Source organism: Sulfitobacter sp. D7 (genome assembly GCF_003611275.1).
GTDB classification, from domain to species: domain Bacteria; phylum Pseudomonadota; class Alphaproteobacteria; order Rhodobacterales; family Rhodobacteraceae; genus Sulfitobacter; species Sulfitobacter profundi.
In genome coordinates, this window is record NZ_CP020694.1 from 2,124,083 (window position 1) to 2,149,959 (window position 25,877).

Annotated in this window: 26 protein-coding genes; 11 read left to right on the forward strand and 15 right to left on the reverse strand. The window is 60.9% G+C overall.

Annotated elements, in window-relative coordinates; all coding sequences use genetic code 11:
* Positions 1-7 precede the first annotated feature (7 nt).
* The 7 genes from B5M07_RS10255 to B5M07_RS10285 all read left to right on the forward strand — a co-directional run bounded on the left by B5M07_RS10255 (position 8) and on the right by B5M07_RS10285 (position 6,755).
* Positions 8-1,051 (forward strand): quaternary amine ABC transporter ATP-binding protein, encoded by a 1,044-nt coding sequence (locus B5M07_RS10255; RefSeq protein ID WP_067627405.1) that lies wholly within the window; start codon positions 8-10, stop codon positions 1,049-1,051.
* A gap of 304 nt (positions 1,052-1,355) precedes the next feature.
* Entirely contained in the window at positions 1,356-2,231 is an 876-nt protein-coding gene (locus B5M07_RS10260; RefSeq protein WP_067627403.1) for an STAS domain-containing protein, read from the forward strand.
* A 1-nt stretch (position 2,232) separates the two neighbouring features.
* Positions 2,233-2,586: an STAS domain-containing protein gene (locus B5M07_RS10265; protein ID WP_067627401.1), complete on the forward strand. Its 354-nt coding sequence runs from the start codon at positions 2,233-2,235 to the stop codon at positions 2,584-2,586.
* Positions 2,558-2,998: an ATP-binding protein gene (locus tag B5M07_RS10270; protein ID WP_120351231.1), complete on the forward strand. Its 441-nt coding sequence runs from the start codon at positions 2,558-2,560 to the stop codon at positions 2,996-2,998. The genes B5M07_RS10265 and B5M07_RS10270 overlap by 29 nt, the downstream gene beginning before the upstream one ends.
* Positions 2,995-4,005, forward strand: coding sequence for an ATP-binding protein (locus B5M07_RS10275; protein ID WP_120351232.1), 1,011 nt, complete (start codon positions 2,995-2,997; stop codon positions 4,003-4,005). Before B5M07_RS10270 ends, B5M07_RS10275 begins: the two co-directional genes overlap by 4 nt.
* A complete protein-coding gene (locus tag B5M07_RS10280; protein ID WP_082849486.1) occupies positions 4,005-5,141 on the forward strand; it encodes a sensor histidine kinase in 1,137 nt (378 codons plus the stop codon). Before B5M07_RS10275 ends, B5M07_RS10280 begins: the two co-directional genes overlap by 1 nt.
* Before the next feature lie 174 nt (positions 5,142-5,315).
* Entirely contained in the window at positions 5,316-6,755 is a 1,440-nt protein-coding gene (locus B5M07_RS10285; protein ID WP_120351233.1) for an aldehyde dehydrogenase family protein, read from the forward strand.
* A gap of 65 nt (positions 6,756-6,820) precedes the next feature.
* Here the strand turns inward: B5M07_RS10285 and arsH are convergent, their stop codons facing one another.
* From arsH to B5M07_RS10300, 3 genes are read right to left on the reverse strand one after another with little or no spacing between them, the layout of a single operon-like run.
* On the reverse strand, positions 6,821-7,531 hold the full coding sequence (gene arsH / locus B5M07_RS10290; protein WP_120351234.1) for an arsenical resistance protein ArsH: 711 nt from the start codon (positions 7,529-7,531) through the stop codon (positions 6,821-6,823).
* Positions 7,532-7,570: 39 nt separating this feature from the next.
* Positions 7,571-8,629 (reverse strand): ACR3 family arsenite efflux transporter, encoded by a 1,059-nt coding sequence (arsB, locus tag B5M07_RS10295; RefSeq protein WP_120351235.1) that lies wholly within the window; start codon positions 8,627-8,629, stop codon positions 7,571-7,573.
* A 29-nt stretch (positions 8,630-8,658) separates the two neighbouring features.
* Entirely contained in the window at positions 8,659-8,988 is a 330-nt protein-coding gene (locus B5M07_RS10300) for an ArsR/SmtB family transcription factor (protein WP_120351236.1), read from the reverse strand.
* A gap of 120 nt (positions 8,989-9,108) precedes the next feature.
* Here B5M07_RS10300 and B5M07_RS10305 point away from each other — a divergent pair, with 120 nt between their 5' ends.
* Complete coding sequence (locus tag B5M07_RS10305) at positions 9,109-9,723, forward strand: hypothetical protein (RefSeq protein WP_120351237.1); 615 nt, start codon at positions 9,109-9,111, stop codon at positions 9,721-9,723.
* Between the two features lie 12 nt (positions 9,724-9,735).
* On the opposite strand, the gene B5M07_RS10310 is transcribed toward B5M07_RS10305, so the two are convergent.
* Positions 9,736-10,308 (reverse strand): TetR/AcrR family transcriptional regulator, encoded by a 573-nt coding sequence (locus B5M07_RS10310; RefSeq protein ID WP_120351238.1) that lies wholly within the window; start codon positions 10,306-10,308, stop codon positions 9,736-9,738.
* Between the two features lie 99 nt (positions 10,309-10,407).
* Here B5M07_RS10310 and B5M07_RS10315 point away from each other — a divergent pair, with 99 nt between their 5' ends.
* Together B5M07_RS10315 and B5M07_RS10320 are read left to right on the forward strand one after the other, a co-directional pair.
* A complete protein-coding gene (locus B5M07_RS10315) occupies positions 10,408-10,974 on the forward strand; it encodes a carboxymuconolactone decarboxylase family protein (RefSeq protein WP_120351239.1) in 567 nt (188 codons plus the stop codon).
* Between the two features lie 153 nt (positions 10,975-11,127).
* Positions 11,128-11,574, forward strand: coding sequence for a hypothetical protein (locus B5M07_RS10320; protein WP_067627385.1), 447 nt, complete (start codon positions 11,128-11,130; stop codon positions 11,572-11,574).
* Positions 11,575-11,612: 38 nt separating this feature from the next.
* On the opposite strand, the gene B5M07_RS10325 is transcribed toward B5M07_RS10320, so the two are convergent.
* On the reverse strand, positions 11,613-12,158 hold the full coding sequence (locus B5M07_RS10325) for a YaeQ family protein (protein ID WP_120351240.1): 546 nt from the start codon (positions 12,156-12,158) through the stop codon (positions 11,613-11,615).
* 259 nt (positions 12,159-12,417) lie between these two features.
* Between B5M07_RS10325 and B5M07_RS10330 the strand changes: the two genes are divergently transcribed.
* Complete coding sequence (locus tag B5M07_RS10330; RefSeq protein WP_120351241.1) at positions 12,418-13,422, forward strand: glycoside hydrolase family 113; 1,005 nt, start codon at positions 12,418-12,420, stop codon at positions 13,420-13,422.
* Positions 13,423-13,473: 51 nt separating this feature from the next.
* Here the strand turns inward: B5M07_RS10330 and B5M07_RS10335 are convergent, their stop codons facing one another.
* The 10 genes from B5M07_RS10335 to B5M07_RS10380 form a co-directional block, all read right to left on the reverse strand.
* Positions 13,474-14,460, reverse strand: coding sequence for a YeiH family protein (locus B5M07_RS10335; RefSeq protein ID WP_120351242.1), 987 nt, complete (start codon positions 14,458-14,460; stop codon positions 13,474-13,476).
* A 20-nt stretch (positions 14,461-14,480) separates the two neighbouring features.
* The gene (gene hisD / locus B5M07_RS10340; RefSeq protein WP_120351243.1) at positions 14,481-15,758 is read right to left on the reverse strand and encodes a histidinol dehydrogenase; all 1,278 of its coding nucleotides are present in this window, start codon (positions 15,756-15,758) and stop codon (positions 14,481-14,483) included.
* Positions 15,759-15,771: 13 nt separating this feature from the next.
* Complete coding sequence (locus tag B5M07_RS10345; protein WP_120351244.1) at positions 15,772-16,464, reverse strand: aspartate/glutamate racemase family protein; 693 nt, start codon at positions 16,462-16,464, stop codon at positions 15,772-15,774.
* Positions 16,461-17,654 (reverse strand): DegT/DnrJ/EryC1/StrS family aminotransferase, encoded by a 1,194-nt coding sequence (locus B5M07_RS10350; RefSeq protein WP_120351245.1) that lies wholly within the window; start codon positions 17,652-17,654, stop codon positions 16,461-16,463. The genes B5M07_RS10345 and B5M07_RS10350 overlap by 4 nt, the downstream gene beginning before the upstream one ends.
* 14 nt (positions 17,655-17,668) lie before the next feature.
* Positions 17,669-18,682 (reverse strand): D-cysteine desulfhydrase, encoded by a 1,014-nt coding sequence (locus B5M07_RS10355; protein ID WP_120351246.1) that lies wholly within the window; start codon positions 18,680-18,682, stop codon positions 17,669-17,671.
* Between the two features lie 104 nt (positions 18,683-18,786).
* Complete coding sequence (locus tag B5M07_RS10360) at positions 18,787-21,225, reverse strand: GcvT family protein (RefSeq protein ID WP_120351247.1); 2,439 nt, start codon at positions 21,223-21,225, stop codon at positions 18,787-18,789.
* Positions 21,226-21,364: 139 nt separating this feature from the next.
* Positions 21,365-22,339: a LysR family transcriptional regulator gene (locus B5M07_RS10365; protein ID WP_120351248.1), complete on the reverse strand. Its 975-nt coding sequence runs from the start codon at positions 22,337-22,339 to the stop codon at positions 21,365-21,367.
* 531 nt (positions 22,340-22,870) lie between these two features.
* Complete coding sequence (locus tag B5M07_RS10370; RefSeq protein WP_120351249.1) at positions 22,871-23,635, reverse strand: SDR family NAD(P)-dependent oxidoreductase; 765 nt, start codon at positions 23,633-23,635, stop codon at positions 22,871-22,873.
* Positions 23,636-23,660: 25 nt separating this feature from the next.
* Positions 23,661-24,992, reverse strand: a complete 1,332-nt coding sequence (hisD, locus tag B5M07_RS10375) for a histidinol dehydrogenase (RefSeq protein WP_120351250.1) — start codon at positions 24,990-24,992, stop codon at positions 23,661-23,663.
* Between the two features lie 105 nt (positions 24,993-25,097).
* Positions 25,098-25,862 (reverse strand): HpcH/HpaI aldolase family protein, encoded by a 765-nt coding sequence (locus tag B5M07_RS10380; protein WP_120351251.1) that lies wholly within the window; start codon positions 25,860-25,862, stop codon positions 25,098-25,100.
* Positions 25,863-25,877: the final 15 nt, after the last annotated feature.

Sequence of the window (25,877 nt, forward strand, 5' to 3'; positions counted from 1 at the left end):
GCCAGACATGACAGACGATATCAAGATTTCCGTCCGCAACCTCTATAAAATCTTCGGCGATGACCCGCAGGGCGCGCTGGAGAAGGTGCGCGGCGGCATGAGCAAGACCGACCTTCAGGCCGAGACCGGCCATGTGCTGGGTCTTAACAACATCAACGTGGACATGCCTGCGGGCAAGACCACGGTGATCATGGGGCTGTCGGGTTCGGGCAAATCGACCCTGATCCGGCACCTCAACCGCCTCATTGACCCCACCTCGGGCGAAGTGATCATGAACGGCGAGAACATCCTCGACTACAACGAGCGTCGCCTGCGCGAGATGCGCAAGCACAAGATGTCGATGGTGTTCCAAAAGTTCGCCCTGCTGCCGCATCGCACGGTGTTGGAAAACACCGGGCTCAGCTGGGAGATCGAAGGCAAGAACCGCAGCAAATACGCGGCTGAGGCCACCAAATGGCTGAACCGCGTCGGGCTGGAGGGGCAAGGAGAGCAGTATCCCGCGCAGCTATCTGGCGGGATGCAGCAGCGTGTGGGCATCGCCCGCGCGCTCACGTCGAACTCTGACGTGATGCTGATGGACGAGGCGTTCTCCGCGCTCGACCCGCTGATCCGGACCGACATGCAGGATCTGCTGATCGAGTTGCAAGAAGAGCTGCATAAGACCGTGATCTTCATCACCCACGATCTGGACGAGGCGCTAAAACTGGCGGACCATCTGGTGATCCTCAAAGACGGGTTCATCGTCCAGCAGGGCGAGCCACAGCATATCCTGCTGAACCCCAATGATCCCTACATCGAAGCCTTCGTCAGCGACATCAACCGCGCGCGGGTGCTGCGGGTACGGTCGGTCATGGAGAAGACCGAGGTGCCGCCTGCAGATGTGGCCGGTGAGGTCGATTTCGACGACACGCTGGAAAGCATCATCGCGGTTTCTGGAGGGGATACGACCAACAACTACCGCGTCATGCGCGAGGGCAAACAGGTCGGCGTGTTGCATATGCGTGATCTGGTCCGCGCGCTGGTCCCACGGCATCCCGGCGAGGCGGCATAAGCCGCCACCCGCGACTAAGAGACAGTCATCGCCTGCCTGCGGGTGGGCGATGCGACGGGGGCTACCCCTTTATGGTGGAGCCGTGGGCCCCTAGCGCTCCAATCACCTCCACCTCCAAACTCGTAAGCGAAGACCCAACGTCGATGGCCTGCCCCACCCCCGCCGCGGCACGCGAAAAGCGGTCATAGTCAATCACATGGCGCGCCCCCGATGGCGCTTTGCCGCCGATCAAAATCCCTGCGTCCTATTGACACTTGGCCCCACGATTGGCCTATGGGGGGTGAAATAAACACTGGGGTTCAAGATGCCGCAATCTGCTACGGCCAATATTCTGACTGTTCTCGACACCGATTTCAAAGGTATCATCGAGGAGTGGCTGGGAACGCAGGTCAAAGAGGGCGTGAAACGTTCTGACCTGTTCTCCGATGCGGAGAGCCGGAACCAGAACCGCGAATTGCTCAAAGCCTTTTCCAAAGGTGTGCGCGATGGCATCTCGGGCGAAGATTTCGATTTCGATGATACCCAATGGGACGATCTGCGCGCCGTTCTGGCCGATGTTAGCCGTGAACGTGTCAACCGCGGCGTGACCCCAACCGAGATGGCGACCTTTGTGTTGGCGTTGAAAGCGCCGCTGTTCAAACGGCTCGAAGCGATGCAAGACAGCGAACACGGCGTATTGATCCGCGACGTGATGCTGGTCACCCGTCTGGTCGATGCCTTTGCCATCTACACCAACGAGATTTTCATTCTTGAGCGTGAGCAGATCATTGATCGTCAACGCCAAGAGATGCTGGAACTGTCGACCCCCGTGGTCGAGCTTTGGGACCGTGTTTTGACCCTGCCGCTGATCGGCACGCTGGATTCCGCCCGCGCCCAAGAGGTGATGGAGAATCTGCTGCAAACCATTCTGGAACGGCAGGCCGAAGTGGTCATCATGGACATCACCGGCGTCGGCACCGTCGACACGCAGGTGGCACAACACCTGCTGCGCGCCGCCGCTGCCGTGCGTCTGATGGGTGCCGAGTGCATCATCAGCGGCATCAGCCCGATGATCGCTCAGACCATGGTGCAGCTTGGCATTGATGTCGGCACCGTTTCCACCCGGTCGAGCATCCGCACCGCCCTGTCGGACGCGCTGCTGACCGTGGGCTACGTGATCAAGAAGACCGAGGGCCAATAAGGTGGCCGGTGTCACGTCGATTAATCTGGTCGAACATGCGCTCCTCGTTTCGATACAGGATGACATCACGGACACCGAGATCTTGGAGCTTCAAGACCGGTTGTCGAACAAAATATCCGAGAACCGCATCGACGGGGTGATCCTCGATATCTCAGCGCTTGAGATTGTCGACACCTTCGTGGGCCGTGTGATCGCGCAGTTGGCGGGGATTTCCCGTCTGCTGGCGGCGGATACCTATGTGGTCGGCATGCGCCCCACGGTGGCGGTCACGTTGGTCGAGCTTGGCATGTACCTGCCGGAAATTCGCACCGCGTTAAGCCTGACACATGCCCTTGCCCAGCTACGCCGCGTTTGACGAAAAGGACCTAGGGGCGCAGGTTCTTCTCTCTCAGTTCAAACTAAATACCAGCGGTGACGCGGTGACGGTGCGCCAAGCCGTGGCGCGCTACATGAAAGAACACGGCGCTTCGGCGCTGAATGTCACACGTTTCGCCACCGCCGTCAGCGAAATCGCCCGCAATGCGATCGTTCACGCTGGCGGAGGTGAATTTTCCATCTATATCGACCCAAGGGCCAAGCAGCTTAGCGTGGTTTGTTGGGACAAGGGACCGGGGATCGAGGACGTGGCACTGGCCCTGACGGACGGCTATACTTCGGGCGGCGGCCTTGGCCGTGGTTTGGGCGGCGCACAGCGGCTGGCCAAGAAATTTGAAATCCGCACCGCCGTCGGCGGGGGCACCAGCGTGATGATGAGTGTGAACCTATGAAACAATGGGTCGAAGTTCAGGACCAAAGCGCCATCGCCGTGGTCCGCCGCGCCGCACGGCGTCTGGCCGCCCAGCACGATTGGCCGAAACACCGGACCGACGAGTTGGCCATCGTCGCCACCGAAGCCACCACCAACATCCTGCGCTACGCCGAGAAAGGCCGCGCCTTGATCAACGCGCCGGCCGAGGGCAAGGGCGACAAGATCGTGATGATCTTTACCGATCGGGGCCCCGGCATCAGCGATATGGATCACATGTTCCAAGACGGCATGAGCAGTGGCGATTCCGCCGGGCTGGGCCTTGGCGCGATCCGCCGTCTGTCGGATGAATTCGACATCTTCAGCGGGTCCGAGGTCGGCACCACCATCGTTTGCAGCTTTGCCAAAGACAGCCCCCTCTGCGCGACCCATGGGGTTGAGGCCGTGGGCCTGCGGGTCTGTCACCCGAACGAAGAGGAATGCGGCGACGACTATCTGCTGCGGCAAACGCCGAAAGCCACTGATATTCTGGTTTGCGATGGCTTGGGCCATGGCCCCGAGGCCGCAGCCGCGTCGCTGGAGGTGACAGAGGCGGTCACCGCCACCCGCAGCTTCAACAGCGAGCCGGGCGCCGTGATGCGTGAGGTGACCGAGAAATTGATCGGCAAGCGCGGCGCGGTGGCGGCCCTTGTGCATATCGCGCAGCCGCAGATGGTGCTGCGCTATGCCGCTTTGGGCAATATCGCCACCCTGCGGGTCCGCAATGGCGAGGTCAAACGCCTGCCGGTCCGCGACGGCCGGATCGGCGCACGCGCCACCCGGGGCTATGAAGAGACCTTTGACCTTGAACCGGGGGATCTGATGATCCTGCACAGCGACGGGTTGAAAACCCTGCGCGACAGCTATCTTCCACAGGGTCTATTGTGGAAATCCCCGCTCTTGATCGCTGGCTTCCTGCTCGACCGGGCATTTCGCGGGCGTGACGACGCCTCCATCGTGGTCATACGCATTGCACGGGACGCGGACTGATGAAAGCTACGAACCTCACGTCGGTTAACCTTGAAAAAGGCGGCGATATCGCGGCTCTGCGCCAGATTGCCCTGACCCTGACCGAAGCGATGCGCTTTACCTCTTTTGAGCGGACGCGCACCGTCACCGCCGCTGTGGAACTGGGCCGCAACGCCATTGAGCATGGGCAAAAGGGCCGCGCCCGGTTTTCGCTGACGGATGTCAACGGCAAGCCTGCCCTTGGCCTGACAGTGATTGATCAGGGCCGCGGCATTGAGGAAGACAAGCTTGACCCCACCCGCGACATCGTGTCGGAGACGGGCATGGGGCTGGGCCTGCGCGGCGTGCAACGTATCGCGGCCCGCTTTGATGTGGACACCGGCCAAGAGGGCACGCGGGTCCATGCGGAGTTTCTGCTGCCCGAACCGCAATGCGCTGTTGAGCAGATCAAGGCCGACGCCCTCGCGGCGCTGGAGGCCTATAACGCCAAAGACCCGACCGCCGCGCTGACCGAACAGAACCGCGAGTTGAGCGAAGGCATCGCCGACCGTGACCTCTTGATGCAGGAATTGCACCACCGCACGGGCAACAACCTTGCCCTGATCGTGGCGCTGATCCGGATGAGCAAGAGCCAAGCCAAAGAGGACGAGACCCGCCAAGTGCTGCGCGAGTTGGAAACCCGCGTCGGCTCGCTCTCCAAGGCGCATGAGTTGATGCAACGCTCAACCGACAGCACCGACCTTGATCTGTCTGATATGCTGGATGAGGTCACCAAGAACGCCGAACGCGCCTTTACCGGGGATCGCCAGAGCATTGGCATCAAGCTGATTTGCCCCAGCCTTAAGATGGACAACAAACTGGCCGTCGACATCGGGCTGATCGTGGGCGAGTTGATCACCAACGCCTATAAACACGCTTTCAAAGGGCGCGACAAAGGGGTGATCACCATTGAGGTCACACAAGAGAGCGATGAAGGTCTGACGCTGAAAGTCTATGACGATGGTGTCGGCCTGCCCGAAGATGCCAAACGGCCCGAGCGGTCGGATTCGCTGGGCTGGCGGATGATCCGCACGCTCACCTTCCAGCATGAGGCGACGCTGAAGGTCGAGGGCCAAGACGGGCTTTGTGTCGAGATCCGCTTCCCAGCCCAGGGCTAAGCGTCCCCCGCGGGCCCGCTGGTTTCGGGCCGCCACGTCCGTATTTTTGATCAAAAACCACCTCTGAACTTTTCCGCCCCGTAAAATTGTCCTAGGCATATCGGGAGCCGGCGATTCCCGGACACTTCTAAGCGGCAAAAAAGACGCCCGCTTGGCCAATAACGGAGACAGAGCATGATCGAAAAACGTGATTTCTATATCGACGGCAAATGGGTCGCCCCGCTTGAGGGCAGCGAACATAAGGTCATCAACCCATCGACCGAAGAGCCCTGCACCGTGATCTCGCTCGGCGGGGCCAAGGATGTGGACGCCGCCGTGGCAGCGGCCAAGGCCGCCCTGCCCGGTTGGATGGCCACCACCCCCGAAGAGCGTATCGCGCTGATGGAGAAACTGGCCGAGGTCTATAAATCCCGGACCGAAGACATGGCCCAAGCGATCAGCACCGAGATGGGCGCGCCCATCGAAATGGCGCGCAGCTCGCAATGGGGCGCAGGTTACAGCCACCTGAAGAACTTCATCAAAGCGGCGAAAGATTTCAAATTCGTAAAGCCCTTGGGCGATCACGCGCCGAACGACCGGATCATCCACGAAGCGGTTGGCGTCGTGGCGATGATCACGCCGTGGAACTGGCCGATGAACCAAGTGATGCTGAAAGTGGGCGCTGCTGTCGCCGCTGGCTGCACCATGGTGCTGAAACCTTCTGAGGAAAGCCCGCTGAGCGCCGTGGTCTTTGCCGAAATGATGGATGAGGCAGGCTTCCCCGCCGGTGTCTTCAACCTTGTGAACGGCGATGGCATGACCGTGGGCACCGCCCTGACCGGCCATGAGGACGTGGATATGGTGAGCTTCACCGGCTCCACCCGCGCGGGCATTGCGATTTCCAAGAACGCGGCGGATACGCTGAAAAAGGTCCATCTGGAGCTTGGTGGCAAAGGCGCGAACCTCGTTTTTGCCGATGCCGACGACAAGGCCGTGAAACGCGGCGTGCTGCATATGATGAACAACACCGGTCAAAGCTGTAACGCACCCAGCCGGATGATCGTCGAAGCCAGCGCCTATGACCAAGCGGTCGAGACCGCCGCCGAAGTCGCCAATAAGGTCGAAGTCGGCCCCGCCAGCGAAGAGGGGCGCCACATCGGCCCGGTCGTGAACGAAGCGCAATGGGGCAAGATCCAAGACCTGATCCAAAAGGGCATCGACGAAGGCGCGCGGCTGGTGGCCGGTGGCACCGGACGGCCAGAGCATCTGAACCGCGGTTTCTATGTCAAACCCACGGTTTTTGCCGATGTCACGTCCGACATGACCATCGCCCGCGAGGAAATCTTTGGCCCCGTATTGGCCATCATGAAGTTCGAGGACGAAGATCAAGCCGTCGAGATGGCCAATGACACGGTCTACGGCCTTACCAACTACGTCCAGTCCAGCGATGGCGCGCGGCGCAACCGTCTGGCGGCCAAGCTGCGGTCGGGCATGGTTGAGATGAATGGCGAAAGCCGTGGCGCGGGCGCGCCCTTTGGCGGCATGAAACGCTCGGGCAACGGGCGCGAAGGTGGCGTCTGGGGGATCGAGGACTTCTGCGAAGTCAAAGCCGTTTCGGGCTGGTCCAACGACTGATCGCTTTTTAGCGTAGCACGATGCGGCAGGGCCAAGATTTGGCCCTGCCGTTTGCGTTTTAGCGGTCAGATCGCTTTTTGGTTCACCCGTTTGGAAAGCTCCGCAGCGCTTTCTTTACGCTCGCTATAGCGGTCGAGCAGGTAGTCCTTGTTGTCGCGGGTCAGCAGGGTGAACTTCACCAGTTCCTCCATCACGTCGACCACCCGGTCATAGAAGGGCGAGGGTTTCATCCGATCATCCTCGTCAAACTCCAAAAAGGCTTTGGGGGTTGAGGATTGGTTGGGGATGGTCAGCAGCCGCATCCAACGGCCCAAGATGCGCAGCTGGTTTACGGCGTTGAAACTCTGCGAGCCGCCGCTGACCTGCATCACGGCCAAAGTCTTGCCTTGGGTCGGGCGCACCCCGCCGAGCGACAGGGGGATCCAGTCAACTTGGGTTTTCATGACGCCCGTCATCGCCCCGTGACGTTCGGGCGAACACCAGACCATGCCCTCGGACCATTGCACCAGATCGCGCAGTTCCTGCACTTTGGGATGTTCGGGTGCGGCATCGTCGGGCAACGGCAGCCCCGAGGGGTTAAATGTCCGCGTCTCGGCTCCGAGGCGGGTGAGAATACGGGCGGCTTCTTCGGTCATCAGGCGGCTGAAGGAGCGCGGGCGGAGCGAGCCGTAGAGCAGAAGGATGCGCGGGCCGTGGGTGGCGCGCTCAGGCGACAGCAGGCGGGCGTCGTCGATGGGGTTGAAGTGGTCTTCTTCGATGTTCGGCGTATCGGTCACGGGAATTTCCTTAGGCGGCAGTGGGTTATCAGGTGAGGTTCACTTGGAGGCGGGAAACCAATGCTGCGTGCGGTTGGCAAAGGCCACGAGCGACAGCATGACCGGTACCTCGACCAAGACGCCCACAACGGTGGCCAAGGCAGCACCCGCCCCCAGCCCAAAGAGGCTGATCGCCACAGCAACCGCCAGTTCAAAGAAATTCGAGGTGCCGATCAGCGCGCAGGGGGCGGCCACGTTGAAAGGAATGCCCCAAGCCCGCGCGGCGCCATAGGCGATGAAGAAGATGCCGTAGGATTGCAGCAGCAGCGGCACGGCGATCAGCGCGATGACGAGCGGACGGTCAAGGATCACCTCGCCCTGAAAGCCGAAAAGCAGCACCACGGTCAGTAAAAGCCCCATGATCGCAAAGGGCTGCACGCGGGCTTTAAAAGCGTCGACAGCCGCTTCGCCGCCCTTGGCCACCAGCCGTTCGCGCGTGAGATACCCCGCCAGCAGCGGCAGCATGACGTAGAGCCCGACCGAGATCAGCAGCGTGTCCCAAGGCACGGTGATGTCGGTCACACCCAAAAGGAAGGCCACGATCGGCGCGAAGGCGAAGACCATGATCACATCATTCACGCTGACCTGCACCAGCGTGTAGGTCGCATCACCACGGGTGAGGTTGGACCAGACAAAGACCATCGCGGTGCAGGGCGCGGCCCCCAACAGGATCACCCCGGCCAGATAGGCCTGCGCGTCATCGGGCGGGATTAGCCCGGCAAAGACATGGTTGAAAAACAGCACCCCAAGGGCAGCCATGGTGAAGGGTTTGATCAGCCAATTGACCACCAGCGTCACCACCAGCCCTTTGGGCTTGTCCCCCACCTGCCGCAGCGCGCCGAAATCGACACCGACCATCATCGGATAGACCATGGCCCAGATCAGCACCGCCACGGGCAGGTTGACCGAAGCGACCTCAAATGCGGCCAGCGCGCCGAAGATGCCGGGAAAGAGATTGCCCAGCAAAAGCCCCGCCCCGATGGCCAGCGCCACCCAGAGCGAGAGCCAGCGTTCAAATGCTCCAAGGCCAGCGGGTGCGGGATGTGCGGTATCGGTCATGGCGGTCTTTCGTGCGTAATTTTCGAGGGTTAGCAGCAGGTCAATTCATCCAGCAGGGGTTGGCAAAGTTCTGGCTGCCCGCCGCAGCAGTCCTCTAAAAGGAACCCCAGCAGTGCGCGCAGCCCGTTCATATCGGCGAAATAGCGGATGCTGCGGCCTTCGCGGTTGCTGCGGATCAGGCCCGCGCGGGCAAGCACCGACAGATTGGCGGACATGGTGTTTTGCCGCACGTCGAGCGCCACGCCGATCTCCCCCGCTGACATTCCCTTGCCCCCCGCTTTGATCAGCAGGCGAAAGACATCCAGACGGGTCGGTTGGCCCAAGGCGGCGAAGGCTAGGAGAGCGTTTTCATTATCCATATATCGTGAATTATTGATATAATAGCGGCAGGTCAAGCGTCGCGTCAATCCCTGTGCAACGAAGCGCCGCCCCGCGCGTTGGTCTGGCGACCCCAACAGCACTCGCAAGGAAGACAAAGGATGCTCGATTGGATCGCAGAGAATTCCGGTACGTTGCAGGTGGCGGTCAGCCTTTTAACGGCGGTGGTCTGGCTGGCTTACCTGCATATCCTATGGCTCAATTTCCGGCGGCAACGGCAGCCGGTGATCTTGATCAACCGCTCTATCGCGCGGGATGAGAATGCCCATTGTTTCGTAACCAATATGGGGGCCGAGCCGATTTACTTGCTCGAAGTCATGGCGCGGGTGGTGACGGAGGATAAGACCTATCACGTCAAGGTCACCGAACGCGAAGAAGTGGCGCTGAACGATGTGCAAAACCCCCTGACCCGCACCAATCAAGGGCCGATCAAAAGCGGTGAATTCATCGATATCGGCAGTTTTCTCGATCTGTTGCGCCGCGCCGAAGCGCGCATCGGGACCGAGGGCCTGTTCGATAAGGTCCGCCAGATGGACCTCACCGTCGCGGCTGCGGATGGCCATACCACCAGATTGATCGCCGCGCGGCATGCGTTTCGGGCGGAATGGAAAGACGGCAAGCCCTATTTCGTGCCGGAACGGATCATGGCGCATCAGATCCGCAATATCTTTCAACGGCGCAAGATCACCGCCATGCTGGAAGAACAGATCGAATAGCGTCGTCTGAGATTACAATCGGTCCAGACCTTCCGCGATTTCGCGGGCGATGGCATGGGCGTCGATTCCCTCCCGCTCGGCCGATACACGCAGGCCGAGCAGATCGCTTTGATAGCGCCGGGCCAGTGACTTTGGATCATGTTCCGGCGCGATCTCTCCGTCCTGCTGCATCTGGGCAAAAAGCGCCGCGAACTGTTCCTCCATCCCCATGAGATGCGCGCTGGCCCGTTGGGCAAGTGGATGCCCATGGGCCTGTAATTCCAACAGGGTTTTGGACAGCATACAGGCCTTGGCCGGGGCCTCCTCCCGGCAAATCGCCAATTCGGGATAGCGTTTCAGCGCCGCCATCGGGCCATGGGCTTCGACCAATTCGGCCAAGCGCCCGGCCCCATCCTCGGCGTATTTGTCCAAGGCGATTTCGAACAGCGCCTCTTTCGACCCGAAGGCCGCGTAGAAACTGCCGGGCTTCATTTTCAGCACCGCTTCGAGGTCTTTCAGCGATGTGCCCGCCCAGCCCTGACGCCAAAACAGATCGCGGGCGCGGTCGATCAGCTCGGCTCGGTCGTGGTTTGGTTTGCGGGGCATGATATCACCATGTGTTGAACGATCACTCAAATATATACTTGAGTGATCGCTCAAAAAACCCTAAATAGCAAATATCGACGACTAACAAAGGTAGAGATCATGACATTCCCGTCCCACGACCAAGACTCCGCACCCGAAGCCTCCAAGCCGCTGCTGGCGGAATCGCAAAAGGCCTTTGGCCGCCTGCCGGGTCTGCACAAGGTGCTGGCCGAAAGCCCGCAAGCCTATGAAGGCTATCAGGTGCTGCACAAGCTTTTCACCGAGACGGATTTCGACGCCGAAGAGCTGACCGTGGTTTGGCAGTCGATCAACGTCGAGAACGAGTGCCACTACTGCGTGCCCGCCCACACCGGCATTGCCAAGATGATGAAGGTCTCGGACGAGATCAGCGACGCGCTGCGCAATGAAACCGCCCTGCCGACACCCAAACTCGAAGCGCTGCGGACGTTCACCGTTCAGATGGTGCGCAACCGGGGCTTTGTCTCCGACGCGCAGATGCAGGCGTTTTTTGACGCAGGTTACAGCCACCGTGCGGTGCTGGACGTGATCCTTGGGATGGCGCAGAAGACCATTTCGAACTACGTCAACCACGTGGCCGAAACCCCGGTCGACGAAGTCTTCCAGCCGCTGGCATGGAAGCGCGGCGACAACAAGCTCGACGTTTAAATTGAAAGGCGCGCCCATGGTGGCGCGCCTTTTTCTATCCGCTCGGGCGCATCGGTCCGGCGCTTTCCCCTACTTCCACTTACAAAGCATAGCGCCCGCGCCATCCGGCTGCGGCCGCGCCGATGTGCTGTCCTTTTGCAAGAGACTTTGCTTATGCCCCTCAAACAAACCGTTCCCACGCTCCTGCTGGCCGGGCTCGCGGGCGAGATCGCCTTCGAGCTTTATGCTTGGCTGCTCTCCCCCCTCCTCTTTGGCGTCGCACTCGCCCCGGCGAACCTTGTGGTTGCGCTTGGCAAGATCGCCCTTGGGATCACCCTGCCCTATTGGCTTGGCTTCGCGCTGCATATCGCGCTTGGGATCGTCGGTTTCTCGGTCTTTGTTTGGCTGGTGCACCGCCTGACGCGGCTTGGGCTGGTCCTGTCGGGGGCGCTGTCGGGGCTTGTGCTGTGGTTCGTCGCCCAAGGTCTGCTGGCCCCGGTGGTGGGGCGCAGCTTTATGATGGATTTCGGGGCCTACACGCAGTCATCTTTTGTGGGGCACGTCGGCATGGCCATGGTGATCGGCTATGCCATTGCCCTGCTGCAACGCCGCGCAGCCTGAAGAAGCGGCGGCAGCCGGGTTTGCCCCTCTGCCGCCTTTTATCCGGCGGTTTTCCATCGGTCGAGTGTGAGCGTCACCAGCGCCTCGTCAAGGTTCACTGTCACCTCACCGTCTTGGATCATCACCTGAAGCTTCATCGCGCGGCTGGCCATCTCCGCCAGCGCCTTGGTGTCACTCTCGGCCAAGTTCACCACCTCGAGGGTGTCAAAGCGGGTGGTGCCGTTCTTGACCTTGTCCCACCAGATCTCAGCCGATTTGCCGCCATAGGGATAGACCACGACCTTGGCGGCCTTATTGCAGGACTGGCGCAGGACTTTCTCACTGGGCAGCCCCAGCGTGATCCAAACGTCCAACTCTCCGCTCAGGCTTTTTTGCCAGATGTCCGGCTCATCATCCGTCGATAGACCCTTGGTCATTTCCAGATGCTCATGCGCGTTGAGGGCAAAGGCGACGAGCCGCACCATCAACCGCTCATCGGTTTCCGAAGGGTGTTTGGCGATGGTCAGCTTGTGGGTCTCATAATAGTGGCGGTCCATGTCGGAGACCGAAAGCTCGACTTTGTAGATGGTGGCATTCTGCGCCATGATATGTCTCGTTTTCCAAGGTAGGGGCTGCCTACGCGGTTGGGCCGACCGGGGAAAGGGAATAGTCCTTGGGCGTTGCGCGCGTTGGTATGCGCGACTGCGATCGTTCAGCGGTTTCGCGAGATTGCTTTTGGTCGGCACCTGCCAACATCCGAATTACAGGCCCGAATTGCAGGTCCCCGAATACAGCCCCCGAAAGGCCCCGCCTGTCACCTAAGATGCCGTTGTGCGGCGGGGGAAGTCATCCTACCTTGCCCCTATGATTAAACGTCGCACGTTTCTTTGGGCCCTCGGCTCTACCGCGCTCACCGCGACGGGAGCGTTTCCCCAAAGCAGCAGTGGCGAGGTTCTGCGCGGGTTCAACCTTATCGAGACAACGAGTGCGCCCTTCGGAAGCCAAGGCGCTGCGCTAAGCATCGCTCAATTGCGAAAGACGGGCGCGACGGCGGCAACGGTGATCCCGTTTCTATGGCAACCCGCGCCCACCTCCAGCGGCATCGTCATGGGGGACGCGCTGCCCCATGACAGGATCGCCGCCGGGATCGCGCAGTTGCACGCAGCCGGGCTGGCCGCCATCGTCAAACCGCATGTCTGGGTGCCCGAAAGCTGGGCGGGCGCCATCGTCCCCGCGGCGGGCACCGAAGGCGATTGGCACGCGGCCTATGAAAATTCCCTGCGCGCCATCGCGGTCACCGCAGAGCAAAGCCGCGCCGAGGTGCTGGTCCTCGGCACCGAATTGCGCGGCGTATCGGGGGCGGAGGCATGGGAGGGCACCATCGCCGGGCTGCGCGAAGCGTTCAGCGGTAAAATCACCTATGTCGCCCATGGCGCGGACGAGGCTGAGAAAGTTGCGTTCTGGCCGCTATTGGATGCCGTGGCGGTGTCGCTCTACCCCGTCTTGGGCGCAGCCGGGGCGACCGCCGACTGGGATCGCGCCATCGCCAAAGAATTGGACCGGGTCGAGGCCGTCGCGCGGAAACATGCCAAGCCCATTTGGATCGCCGAAATCGGCATCCGCTCTGCCGAAGGGGCGACCGAGCGCCCGTGGGAAAGCGCCGAAGAACGCGCAGCCCCCGCCGATATGGCACTTCAGGCCGACGTCTTGCGCCGCTGGCTTCGCGCCCTTGAGGCACGGGACATCCCGAACCTATGGGTCTGGCGCTGGTTCACCGACCCTGAGAGCGGCGGCGCGGAAGACACTGATTTCACCGTGCAAAACAAGCTGGCGGAGGAGGTTATCGCAGATTTTTGGGGCAAGGGGTGAGCCAAAAATCCCGGCGATGTTCTCAGGCTTCACCGAGCAGCCTCGGCCCACCTAAATGCCGAACAAAAGCACAAAGGCGAGGGCTGCGCCGAGCAGGAATACCGTTTCAACCACCAGAATGATGCTGTAGCTGGGTTTGACCTTTACGACCTTCGCCAGACTGGTTTTCACCCCCAAGGCCGCGATGGCGATGACCAGACACCACCGGGATAGCTCGTTGAGGAACGCGAGCACTGCGCTCGGCAGCACTTCCAGATTTGCCAAAACCGCGCAGCCTGCAAACATCATCAGAAACCAAGGCACGCCGACAGATTGCTGCTGCGCGCCTCTGAAGCTGAACATCACGAACAGCATCACGACGGGCAAAAGTGCGACGCGCAGTATCTTGACATAGGTGGCAAAGACCCCGGCCTCGTCGCTGATGGAGTATCCTGCCCCCACCACCTGCGCGACATCGTGGATCGTGGCGCCAACCAGAAAACCACTTTCAATATCGCTCAGACCCAGCGATTGGAAAAGAATGGGATAGGCGATCATCGCGATGGTCGACAGCGCCGTGACACCGATGACAACGAACAGCGTGTCCTGCTCGCGGTCTTTATGCGGCGGCAGGACGGAGGTGATCGCCAAAGCCGCTGATGCCCCGCAGATGGCGACGGCCCCGCCCGCCAGCATGCCAAAAGCGGTGCGGCGGCCAAAGATACGGGCCATCACCACGCCGCATCCAAAGGTCGCCAAAACCAAACCGACGATGGCAATGACAGGGGTAAAGCCAAGGCTCATAACCTCGGCCAGCCCCAACCGCAGCCCCAGCAGCCCGACCCCAAAGCGCAGCAGCGCCTTCGCGGCGAAATCGACCCCAATGGCGCAAGCGCTGTCTTCCGACAGGAAGTGAAACGCCATCCCAAGCAGCAGCGCAAAGAGCATAACCGGTGCGCCGTAGTGATCCGACAAGAACGTGGCGGCCACCGCGATGACAGTCGCGAGCAGCAGCCCCCCAGCATAGGGGGAGACGCGGGATTTGACGGTCAGTAGCATAGATTTTCCTCGGCGCGGCGTCAGGCTGTCTGCTGTTTCAGCCGAAGCTCGGCAGAACGGGCATGGCCTTCCATCCCCTCCATCCGACTGATCCGCGCGGTGCGCAGGGCCAGCTCATGCGAGGCTTCGGCATCGCAGCGTTGCCATGTCACGGTCTTGGTAAACTTGTGCACGGAGAGCCCCCCGGTATAGCGCGCAGCCCCACTGGTGGGCAGCACATGGTTCGGCCCCGAGGTTTTGTCGCCGAAAGCGACCGTGGTCTCCTCCCCCAAAAACAGCGAGCCATAGGCAGAGAGGCGGTTGAGCCACCAGTCGAGGTCTTCGGCCTGCACCTGAAGATGCTCCGGCGCGTAGCGGTCGGCCACTTGGGCGGCCTCCTCGCGGGTCTCGCACAAGACCACCTCGGCGCGCTCTGCCCAAGCCACCCGCGCGGCACTGGCGTTCGGCTCCGGTAGGCTGTCGATCATTTCGGGCGCGCGCTGCAACACGGTTTCCGCCAGCCTGCGGTCGGTCGCGACCAGCCAAACCGGGCTGTCGGCCCCGTGCTCCGCCTGACTGACCAGATCCCATGCCACCGTTTCAGGGTCCGCGCTGTGATCGGCGACCACCAGTGAATCGGTTGGCCCGGCGAACATGTCGATCCCCACAGCGCCGAACAACATGCGCTTAGCCTCTGCCACATAGCTGTTGCCGGGACCGACGAGGATATCGGCAGGCACACCGCCAAACAGCCCCATCGACATGGCAGCGACCCCCTGCACCCCCCCGAGGTTCAGGATCAGGTCCGCGCCGCAAAGGTCCATCGCAAAGATGATCGGATCGGGAATGCCGATGCCGGGGCGCGTGGGCGAGCAAGCGGTGATATGCGGCACGCCCGCGACCTTGGCGGTGGTGATCGTCATCAAAGCGCTGGCGATATGGCTGTAGCGTCCGCCGGGCACATAGCAGCCCGCGCTTGAGACGGGGATTTGCTTCTGGCCCGCAATCAGCCCCGGCATGATCTCGATTTCGCAATCACCCATCGTCGCCTTTTGCGCTTCGGCAAAGCGGCGGATGTTGGCATGGGCAAAGCGGATATCATCCTTGAGCTCTTGCGGCACCCGCACAGAGGCGGCGGCCCGTTCCGCTGCAGTGACCACGATATCCCCGGTCCAGCCGTCAAGGTCGCGCGCATAGTCCCGCACGGCAGCCTCACCGCCCTCGTCGATCTTGGCGAGCATCTGAGCAACCACACCGCGGATGTCTTTGCCCTCAACCGCCGGGCGGGTCTCGGCTTGCTTCAGATAGGTGATCGCCATGGGCTTACCTCGGTTAGAATTGGGAATGTCGATGGATCGCCTCGGCCAGCACGTCGATCGTGTCAAGGATCGGCACGGGGGCGGTCAAAGCGGGGGCGAGCAGCGAAAACTCTGAGCAGGCGATGAACAGAAGTTCGGCCCCCTGCACGGTCAATTCGGTCGCCGCTTCCGCCAGCGTCTGCTGCGCCTGCGGGGTGATCCCCTGCGCCTTGATCAGCCGGATCGCGGCCAGTATGCGCTCGGCATCGGCGGGCCAGAGCGCCGTCAGCCCGGCGCGGTCAAGGGCTGCGTCAAACACCCCGGCCATGCGCACGGCAGGAGAGGCGAGAATCCCAACGGAGGCGCCCGAGGGAAGTTGCCCCGCCGCGCGGTCGACCGATAGGGACACCATATTCAGGAAAGGGATCGAAACCGCCGCCTCCATCGCCGGGGCGTAGTGATGTGCCGTGTTGCAGGGCATGGCGAGGGCCGTGGCCCCTGCCCGTTCCAACCGCTGTGCCATCGCGGCCAGCACCGGGGCGGGGTCCTCCCCTGTGCCCTCAATCAGATGGGCGATGCGGGAGGGCACTTGCGGGTTCATGTCGATCAAAAGCGGCAGATGGTCGGCGTCGTCTTGGGCATCGACTGTGCCAAGCACACGCTGCTGCAGCAGGATCGTCGCTTCCGGCCCCATGCCCCCCAATACGCCGACGACTGGGCGGTTCATGATGCCACCTCGCCCACCGCTTCGCAGATGAACTCGGCGATCAGCGCGCAGTCTTCTTCCGAAAAACTCAGCGGCAGGCGCATGTCGAAAAGCGTCGCCATGACGCGGTCTGTCTTGGGCATGTCCTGCGCTGGAACATAGCGCCAAGATGGATGCGCCGAGGTGAAGCCTGCAGGCTCTTTCGCGCCGAACCATTTAAGCTCCACGCCCCGAGTGGCTGCGGCATCGAGCAAGGCGCGGCACTGCGCGGCGGTGAAGTCTGGCAGGCGGAACTGGATGGAGGAACCCACATGCGTTTCGGCGGAGGGTAGCTTGATGGTTGTAACGCCGTCCTGTGCTTTCAGCCTCTCCTCAACCTGCGTGTAGCGGGCGTTCCAGCGGGCGATGTTGCTGTCGAGGTCGGCAAGCTGCGGACGCAGGATCGCGGCGCGCAGCGCATCCATCCGCGCCGAGCAATTGGGCATGTCATAGCGCGCATCGGTATAGGCCTCAGGCTGCGGCCCGGCCCCGTGGCGTTCATAAAGCATGTAGCTGCCCGACAAGATCGTCGCGCGGGCGGCGATTGCGGCGTCGTCGGTGGTCAGAAACCCGCCTTCGCCGGAGTTCATGTGTTTGTAAGTCTGGGTCGAGAAACAGGCCACTTTGCCGAAATTGCCCGACCGAATGCCGTTCCACCGCGCGCCCATCGTGTGGGCGCAATCCTCGATCACCGTTACCTCTGCCGCGTCACAGATCGCCATCAGCCGGTCCATGTCACACAGATGCCCGCGCATATGCGACAGCAACAGCACCCGCGCGCCGGAACTGGCAATTTTGGCGTCGAGGTCATCAAGGTCGAGCCGCAGATCCTCGTCGATCTCGACCAGCACGGTCTCAGCTCCCACCGCCCGGATCGCGCCGGGCACCGGGGCCAGTGTATAGGCGTTGGTCAGCACCTTGTCGCCCGATGCCACGTCGCAGGCGCGCAGGGCGATTTGCAACGCCTGCCCGCCCGAGGTGACGGCAAGGCAGCAGCTGCTGCCCTGCCAATCACGGTATTCGGCCTCAAGCTGGGCCACTTCCCCAGCCTCCCCCGGCGCGAGGTTATACCGGTGCAAGCGGCCTGACTCTAGCACCGCGACCGCCGCCGCGATGGCGTCTTGGGAAAGCCCCTCTTGCTGGGTGAAACTGCCGGTAAACTTGCGCGCCACTTAAGCTGCCTTTCTTACAGGTTGACCCAGCGGTTGGCGGTGTCAAAGGCGAAGTCATAGCCGCCCAGAGCCGCCGCGCCGCCGGTGTGGAGGAAGACCACACGCTCGTCCTTAAACGTGCCTTTGCGGGCGAGATCAATGAGACCAGCGGCCCCCTTTGCGGAATAGCAAGGATCAAGCAGGATACCTTCGAGCTCGGCAAACATCTGGATCGCCTCAATGCCGCTGTCGGTCGGGATGCCGTAGCCTTCGCCGACGTAATCGGTGTTGGCCATCACATCCTCGCGCTTGACCACGCCCGCGCAGCCCAGCTTCTCGGCGGTTTTGCAGGCGAGGTCATAGACCATCTGCTCTTGCTTGGGCTGCGGCGCGCGGGTGCCGATGCCGAGAATGGGGATCTGGGCGTTCATCGCGCACATGCCGGTGACAAGCCCGGCTTGCGTGCCGGAAGAGCCGGTGCCGTGGACCAGTCGGTCAATCTTCATGCCGGAGGTGTTCACTTGGTTCAGCAGCTCAAACGCACAGTTCACATAGCCCAAAGCGCCCGTGGGGTTCGAGCCGCCGCCGGGGATGATATAGACTTTATGGCCCTCGGCGCGCTTCTTTTCAGCCGCCTTTTCCATCTCGCCGGGCATGTCATGGCCGCCGGGGAATTTTTCGGTCGTGGCGCCGTGCAAATGATCCAGCAGCACATTGCCGTTGGTGTTGTAGTTGGCATCGTCATAGCCGGTCCGGTCTTCCAGCAGGATGTGGCAGGCAAGGCCCAGCTTGGCGGCAGCCGCGGCGGTCTGGCGGCCATGGTTGGTCTGGGTCGCACCTTGGGTCATCACCATGTCCGCGCCCTGTTCGATGGCCTCGGCCATCAGGAATTCCAGCTTGCGGGTCTTGTTGCCGCCCGTGGAAAGCCCGGTGCAATCGTCACGTTTGATCCAGATTTCGGTGCCGAGCTCTTTTGACAGGCGTTTCATATGCTCAAGCGGGGTTGGCAGATGGGCAAGGTGGACGCGGGGAAAACGAGAGAGGTGCATGGATAATCCTTGTCGTAGCTATGGGTGTGCAGCGGGGCGCGTTGCCGCTGGTTGACCTTGGTGCGAGACGGGGGCCAGCGTTGCACCGGCCCCTGCCCATCATGTTATCCGCGCATTAGCGCATAGGAAGGATCATATGGCGAGGGATCGATCACTTCGGTGCCAACGATTTCCCCATAGAGATCAAGCGGGATTTGCGTGCCGGGCGTGGCCAGCGCCGGATCGACGAAGGCATAGGCGAGGTTCATGCCCACCCGGTGCCCCCAATCGCCTGAGGTTACGGTGCCGACAACCTTGCCGTCTTGCATGAGTGAGGCACCGCCATGGGCCGGGGCATGGGTCGCGTCGACCTTGAGCGTCACCAGTTTTTTGCGCGGCCCTTCTTCCATGCGCTTGTGCAGGGCGGCCTTGCCAATGAAATCGGCGGGCTTTTTGGGTTTTACGAAACGGTCCAGCGCGGTCTCAAATGGGTCGAACTCGGTCAGCAGGTCAGCTTTCCAGTGCATAAAGCCTTTCTCCATCCGCATCGATTCCACCGCACGGGCGCCGAAGAGCTTCAGACCATGCGTCTTGCCAGCGTCGCGCAGGGCCAGATAGGCGGCATAAAGCGCGTTGTTGGGTACGTGGATTTCATAGGCCAACTCGCCCGAGAAACTGACGCCTAGCACCGTGGCAGGTGCAAAGCCGATGAAACATTCGCGCAGGCTGAGCCATGGGAACGCCTCTTTCGACCAATCGCCGCGCGCACAGGCGCTGAGCACGTCGCGCGCCTTTGGCCCGGCGAGCACGAGAATCGTCTGGTCATTGGTGAGGCTGCGGATTTGCACATCTTCGTCGTCGCGCAGATGGAGATTAAGCCAGTCCATGTCGTGGTATTCGCTGGCGGCTGCCGACCCGTACCAGACCCGCTGCGGGCCGCGGTCCGAGGCGGGCAAGTTGGCCACTGTAGCCTCGCCTTTGACCATGCCGTGGTGGTTCAGCAGATAGCCCAAGCCCACCCGTCCGTCGCGTTTTGTGACCGCGCCGCAGAACATCCGGTCAAGGAAACTGTGGCGGTCGCTGCCGGTGATCTCGAACCGGTTGAAGCCGTTGACCTCGCAAAGGCCGACATTCTCGGCCACGTTCTTCACTTCAGCCGCGACCACGTCGAATGCCTCGTCGAAGTCAAAGCTGAGGGTCGGGTGAAAATCGGGCGACGGTTTGATGTAATCGACCCGCTCCCAACCGTTGACCACGGTGAAGTCGGCCCCTTCGGCGGCCATCACCGGGGTCAACGGTGTGGTTTTGGCAGGGCGCGCGGCGGGCCGGTGCTCATGCGGGAAGTGGAAGCGGAATTCGTTCTGGTAATCTTCGATGGCCTTAAGCGCCGTCAGTTCCACATTGGCGTGCCCGGTAAAACGGCGCGGGTCGATGACCCAAGTGTCATACTGCGCCTCGCCATGGACGATCTGCTGGGCCAGCAGCCACCCGTGGCCACCGCCCTCGCCCAGTCCTGCACGCAGGCCGATGATGCAAAAGGCGTTGCGCTTGCCGGGGATCGGGCCAACGAGCGGCGCGCCGTCGATGGTATAGGTGATCGGACCATTGACGATGGAGCGGATGCCGGTTTCGGCCAGTGCGGGCATGCGCTCAAAGGCGCCTTCGAGCACGTCCATGACCCGCTCAAGATCATCCGGGCACAGGGCGTTGACGAAATTGGGGTCGATCCCGTCCATTCCCCACGTCTTGCAGTCCTGCTCATAAAAGCCGACCAGCAAGCCGTTCTTTTCTTGGCGGCTGTAATAGTCCGAGATCGGACAGCGCAGCAGCGGCATCCGGTGACCGGCCTCGGCGATGGCTGGGATGTCTTCGGTCAGAAAATACTGGTGCTCCATCGAGGCGACGGGATGATGCACCCCCATCATGCTGCCGACCTCGTTCACACGGTAACCGCAGGCGTTGACCACGATATCGCAGTCGATGTCGCCATGTTTGGTGTGGACCGTCCAAGTGTCGTCTTTGTGCTGCGTCAGGGCGGTGACCGGCGTGTTGCGATAGACCTCAGCCCCGGCCTTGCGCGCGTGAAAAGCCAAAGCCTGACAGAGCTGGGCCGGGTCGATATCACCGTCAAGCGGATCCCAAAGCCCGCCCAACAGGTTCTCGGTTGAGATGAGCGGGTGGCGCCGGGCGCATTCTTCGGCGTCGATGACTTCCAAATCCACATCCATGCCGCGCGCCATCGATGAGAAGTGGCGATAGCCCTGCATCTGCGCTTCGGTATTGGCCAGTCGGATGCCGCCGTCTGCATGGTGGTAGTTGATCGGATACTCCGGGTCTTCGGATAAGCGTTTGTAAAGGTTGATGGAATGGGTTTTCAGCCCGACCATCGTTTGATTGGCCCCAAAATTCGTGACCTGCGCCGCCGAATGCCAAGTTGTGCCTGACGTAAGCTCATCACGCTCGACCAAGACGACATCTGTCCAGCCTTCTTGAGTGAGATGATAAAGCGTCGAGCAACCAGCGATACCGCCGCCGATGACAACCACCTTGGTCCGAGATTTCATGGGGTGCGCCTCCGATAGATACTGAGATCAGAGGGCCAGAAAGAGGGTTAAACAACAAACGCTAATGCGGGTGTTGGAAAAAATCGCAAGATAGTTTCGATAGCTTGATTAGACCCCGAAGCGGCAATAGCCCTGCCCTCTACTCTATCAGCTGGAAACTCTCTGCCAACCAAGGCGTGCTGGCGTGCAGCGGCTCGATCACATGCTGACGAATGAGGTCGCGCATCTCGGCATCGACCAATTCGACGACAGAGCGCGAACAATCCGGCGTGGTCATCAAGGCCAATGTCCGGGCAAAAGCCTTGCCCGGAAAGCGGTGCATGCGCAGATCGCCATGAAACCGCGCGGCGCGGGAAAACAACAGCGGGGTTGTGATCGTCCAGCCCGCATTCGCCGCCACCATCGCCATCAGGGTCTGGTTGTTGCTGCATTCGAACCGATGCGGCGACGTGACCCCCAAGCGCCGCAAGTGAGTGTCAATCTGCCGGGCGATCATCAGGTTGCCGGAAAACCGCAAAAAGGGCAGCTTTGCCCTGCCCTCCATGATCTGTGAGAGGGTTTCCGACGCGAGACGGGGCAGAACGATGATAAAAGGGTCACGCAGAAGCGGGCGCTCTTGCAGGTCGCTGATCGTTTCCCCGGGCGCGGTGCATATACCGAGATCGAGCTGGCGGTTGCGCAGCATGCCGATCAGGTCGTGGCTGACCCCGGTATGATAGCTGAAATCGCAGCTGGGCATCGTCTTGGTCAGGGAGACTGCCAAATACGGCACGATATCGCTCTCCAAATCTTCGATCGCACCGACTCTAAGGAAGCTCGCGTCGGCGACGCTGCCGGCGGAGACCTCGGCCTTGGCCTTGCGGATCGTGCGCAGCGCCTCGTCGATTTTGCGCGAAAAGACCTGCCCTTTGGGCGTCAAGACCATCGGACGCCGGGCATGGTTGAAGAGCTCAACACCCAAGTGGTCTTCCAAGCTGCGCAGATGATGCGACACGGTGCTCACCGTCAATCCCGCATCCCGCGCGGCGGCTTGCAGCGACCCTTCCTTGGCACAGACTTGAAACAGTTCGAGCGACTTCAGGCTGATATCTCTGGCGGCTTTGGTCCGAGCCATGGCGGCGTCCTATTCCTGCTGACCCTGCGCTAAGGTGTAGCATTGTTTGAGATGATAAATATCAAAACTTCACAGCAGGCAGATGGTATTCTGAAGTTGCCCAAGCTGTAGAAGTCTCAGGCTCTCGGAAAACTACGAACCAACGCGGCCCAGAAATGACCGACGTCTAGAACAAGAACGTGGAAGCAGATAGCATGACCAACGCGGAAAACGGCGATTTGATAGAGCTACGATTTTCACGGAAACCTTGCTGAAACAAGGTGGTACCCAAGGCCGGACTCGAACCAGAACGCCTCGCGGCGGGGGATTTTGAATTCTCACGAATTATCGCTAAATCAACAACTTGAGACCAGACGGCTCACAGCTCAATGCACTAATCTTAGCGCGTTGTGTGAGTAAAAGTGGGCGGAGATTACACTTGCGCCTTGATCACGGCTAACGTCAACTACGTCAATTGATCAAATACTTTCAGCGATGCCAAACCAAAGAGAACACGTGCAATCTGGCGCTTCCATTAGGTCGACCTACATCCTATTCAGCGGTCCAACCGCCGTCGACCAACAATGCCGTGCCTGTCACCATCGCCGATGCATCGCTGGCCAGATAAACCGCCGCCCCCATGATATCTTCAATCTCGCCGACCCGGCCAAGTTTGATTTTATCTACTATCCACGCCCGGCGCGCCGGGTCTGACAGGGTTTGCTCACCTAGCGGTGTGCGGATGAAGGTGGGGCAAAGCGTGTTGATGCGCACAGATTTCGGGCCCCATTCGATTGCCATTGCCTTCACCATTCCTTCCAGAGCGTGTTTCGACGCGCAGTAGACGCCTCGGTCGATGCCTCCGACATGTCCCATCTGGCTGCCTACATGGATGATCGAGCCGGGACGGCCTGCCGCGATCATCTGCTCAGCGGCTGCGGATGATAGGAAGTAGGCGGCCCGGAGATTGACGCTCATTACAGCATCAAAATCCTCGGGCGTGGTTTCCAAGGCAGGACCGTGGCGTGCCATCCCAGCGGAGTTCACCACAATGTCAAAGGCTCCGAGCGAGGAGAGCGCCGTGCGGGTCGCCTCCACGTCCGCGATATCGAGCCTCTGAGTTTCACAGCTCAAACCCTCTGCCTCCATCGCCGCCTGCAAGTCCTTCAGAGGTGCAGCGCTGCGCGCCGCGCAGACCACATGTGCCCCTGCCCTTGCCAGAGCGGTTGCAGCCCCCAATCCGATACCGGACGTTGCACCTGTTACGATTGCGCGTTTGCCTGAAAGGTCGAAACCGGCGAAGGACGGAAGTTGCATTGTGGTCTCCTCAGACAGTTACAGGCTATTCCGCCGCTTCGTCGTGGGCCGCGGCTTCACCGTATGGAACGTTTTCACCGCCGTAGCGGCGCACGCGTACATTGCATTGCTCCGCGTGTCCGACAAAGCCCTCCAACATGCACAGGCGCGAACCATAGGCACCTACAAGTGCGGCGGCCTCGTCTGTGGTGACCTTCTGATAGGAGTGGGTCTTGAGGAACTTGCCAACCCAGAGCCCGCCCGTATAGCGCCCCGCCTTATGTGTTGGCAGCGTGTGGTTTGTACCGATCACCTTATCGCCATTGGCTACATTCGTCCGCGGCCCGAGGAACAGCGCCCCGTAGCAGGTCATGTTTTCAAGGAACCAATCATCGCGGTCGGTCATCACCTGCACATGCTCCGAGGCGATATCATCGGCGACCTTTAGCATTTCCTCATAGGTATCGCAGACGATCACTTCGCCGTATTCATCCCAACTGATTTTTGCCGTGCCCGCAGTCGGCAGGATCTTTAGCAAGCGATCAATCTCGGCCAGCGTGTCCTCAGCCAATTTACGTGAATTGGTCAGCAACACGGCCGGAGAATTATAGCCGTGCTCGGCTTGGCCCAGCAGATCGGTCGCGCAAAGCTCGGCGTCGGCCGCCGTCTCATCCGCGATGACCATTGTTTCGGTCGGCCCAGCAAAGAGATCGATCCCCACACGCCCGTAAAGCTGGCGCTTGGCCTCAGCGACAAAGGCATTTCCGGGACCAACCAACATATGGACTGGCTCGATTGTTTCGGTCCCAAGCGCCATGGCACCAACGGCCTGAATGCCGCCCATCACATAGATCTCGTCAGCACCACCCAAGTGCATAGCTGCAATAACGGCGGGGTTCGGCTTGCCATTAAAGGGAGGTGTGCAAGCCACAATGCGCGGCACCTCTGCCACCTTAGCTGTCGCAACGGACATATGCGCGCTGGCCACCATCGGGAACTTGCCCCCGGGTACATAGCAGCCGACAGATTGAACGGGGATATTCTTGTGCCCCAGAATGACCCCCGGCAGCGTTTCGACCTCGATATCAGTCATGGAGGCGCGTTGGGCGCGGGCGAAGTTTACCACCTGCTCTTGCGCGAATTTAATGTCTTCCAACTCGCGGTCGCTCAACTGTGCGATCAGGTCGTCGATTTCCTGCTGGCTCAGCCGGAACGACGCGGGGCTGTAATTGTCGAACTTCTCGCTTAGCTCGCGCACAGCAGCATCGCCGCGGGCCTCAATAGATTGGAGTGTTGTTTCGACGACTGCGCGAGTTTTGGCGTCATCGTCAGCGCGGGCAGCATCGGACTTGCCCTTTTTTAGGAAGGTAATGGTCATGAGAGGGTCCTTTGATCAGGCTCAAGCGAGGTTGGCTCATGTCTAAGCCGCGCACCACCCGTTGCAATATTTTCTGCAAACATTGAAATTATTTCACACGCTCTTTTAGTCAGAGGGCCTTTGCCGAAACTTCTGCACAAGTGACGCTCCGCCCAGTTGCATCAGCGTGTGTTCCGAACCGACTACAAAGAAAGACCCTCCAGCGGCGCGATGTCCCTCCAAAGGTTCCGTCGGCGCACAGTAAAGGCCAGTCGCCGCGCCCTTTGCCGAAAGAATATCGCGCGTCATCCCGGCCACTTCGGGCGCAAAGAAATCTGACAACCCGTGAGACACCGCCAAATCCGCCCGCCCGATGAAGAGCGCGTCGACCCCATCAACATCCGCAATTTCTGCGTGATTAATTACGCCGTCGGGGTCTTCGATCTGACAGATCAAGGCAACTTCATCGCGCGCCTTGGTAAGGTGCTCCTTAAGGCTGCGCCCCGCGTAATCCGCCGCCCGCGAAGTGCCTGCAAAACCGCGCCCGCCGGGGCCGTAGCTTACGGCTCGCACGAGGTCTCTTGCCTGCGCAGCCGTCTCGACATGGGGTACCATCACACCGGCCGCGCCGCCGTCCAATACGTTGAGCACCCAATCCGGCGTGGCGACGGGCACCCGAACCACAATCGGACAACCCTCGGCCCGGCCCGCCATTGTCATGACATCGACACTGCCCCGATCAAACGGGGCGTGTTCGGCATCTACCACCAGAAAATCGAAACCCGCACGGGCCATAATCTCTATGACGATCGGATGGGGCGTTTTGATAAAGGCGCCCAACATAGGCTCGCGCGCTTCGAGTCGCGCTTTGAATTCAGCATTCGTCATCATTTTATCATTCCCTTT

Coding starts and splice junctions, on each gene's coding strand:
- B5M07_RS10305 (WP_120351237.1), top strand. CDS start 9,109: ATGCTCGATTGGATCGCAGAGAATTCCGGTACGTTGCAGGTGGCGGTC.
- B5M07_RS10280 (WP_082849486.1), top strand. CDS start 4,005: ATGAAAGCTACGAACCTCACGTCGGTTAACCTTGAAAAAGGCGGCGAT.
- hisD (WP_120351250.1), bottom strand. CDS start 24,992: ATGACCATTACCTTCCTAAAAAAGGGCAAGTCCGATGCTGCCCGCGCT.
- B5M07_RS10310 (WP_120351238.1), bottom strand. CDS start 10,308: ATGCCCCGCAAACCAAACCACGACCGAGCCGAGCTGATCGACCGCGCC.
- B5M07_RS10260 (WP_067627403.1), top strand. CDS start 1,356: ATGCCGCAATCTGCTACGGCCAATATTCTGACTGTTCTCGACACCGAT.
- B5M07_RS10330 (WP_120351241.1), top strand. CDS start 12,418: ATGATTAAACGTCGCACGTTTCTTTGGGCCCTCGGCTCTACCGCGCTC.
- B5M07_RS10355 (WP_120351246.1), bottom strand. CDS start 18,682: ATGCACCTCTCTCGTTTTCCCCGCGTCCACCTTGCCCATCTGCCAACC.
- B5M07_RS10345 (WP_120351244.1), bottom strand. CDS start 16,464: ATGAACCGCCCAGTCGTCGGCGTATTGGGGGGCATGGGGCCGGAAGCG.
- B5M07_RS10370 (WP_120351249.1), bottom strand. CDS start 23,635: ATGCAACTTCCGTCCTTCGCCGGTTTCGACCTTTCAGGCAAACGCGCA.
- B5M07_RS10325 (WP_120351240.1), bottom strand. CDS start 12,158: ATGGCGCAGAATGCCACCATCTACAAAGTCGAGCTTTCGGTCTCCGAC.
- B5M07_RS10365 (WP_120351248.1), bottom strand. CDS start 22,339: ATGGCTCGGACCAAAGCCGCCAGAGATATCAGCCTGAAGTCGCTCGAA.
- B5M07_RS10300 (WP_120351236.1), bottom strand. CDS start 8,988: ATGGATAATGAAAACGCTCTCCTAGCCTTCGCCGCCTTGGGCCAACCG.
- B5M07_RS10380 (WP_120351251.1), bottom strand. CDS start 25,862: ATGATGACGAATGCTGAATTCAAAGCGCGACTCGAAGCGCGCGAGCCT.
- B5M07_RS10315 (WP_120351239.1), top strand. CDS start 10,408: ATGACATTCCCGTCCCACGACCAAGACTCCGCACCCGAAGCCTCCAAG.
- B5M07_RS10320 (WP_067627385.1), top strand. CDS start 11,128: ATGCCCCTCAAACAAACCGTTCCCACGCTCCTGCTGGCCGGGCTCGCG.
- B5M07_RS10275 (WP_120351232.1), top strand. CDS start 2,995: ATGAAACAATGGGTCGAAGTTCAGGACCAAAGCGCCATCGCCGTGGTC.
- B5M07_RS10255 (WP_067627405.1), top strand. CDS start 8: ATGACAGACGATATCAAGATTTCCGTCCGCAACCTCTATAAAATCTTC.
- B5M07_RS10335 (WP_120351242.1), bottom strand. CDS start 14,460: ATGCTACTGACCGTCAAATCCCGCGTCTCCCCCTATGCTGGGGGGCTG.
- hisD (WP_120351243.1), bottom strand. CDS start 15,758: ATGGCGATCACCTATCTGAAGCAAGCCGAGACCCGCCCGGCGGTTGAG.
- arsB (WP_120351235.1), bottom strand. CDS start 8,629: ATGACCGATACCGCACATCCCGCACCCGCTGGCCTTGGAGCATTTGAA.
- B5M07_RS10270 (WP_120351231.1), top strand. CDS start 2,558: ATGCCCTTGCCCAGCTACGCCGCGTTTGACGAAAAGGACCTAGGGGCG.
- B5M07_RS10285 (WP_120351233.1), top strand. CDS start 5,316: ATGATCGAAAAACGTGATTTCTATATCGACGGCAAATGGGTCGCCCCG.
- B5M07_RS10360 (WP_120351247.1), bottom strand. CDS start 21,225: ATGAAATCTCGGACCAAGGTGGTTGTCATCGGCGGCGGTATCGCTGGT.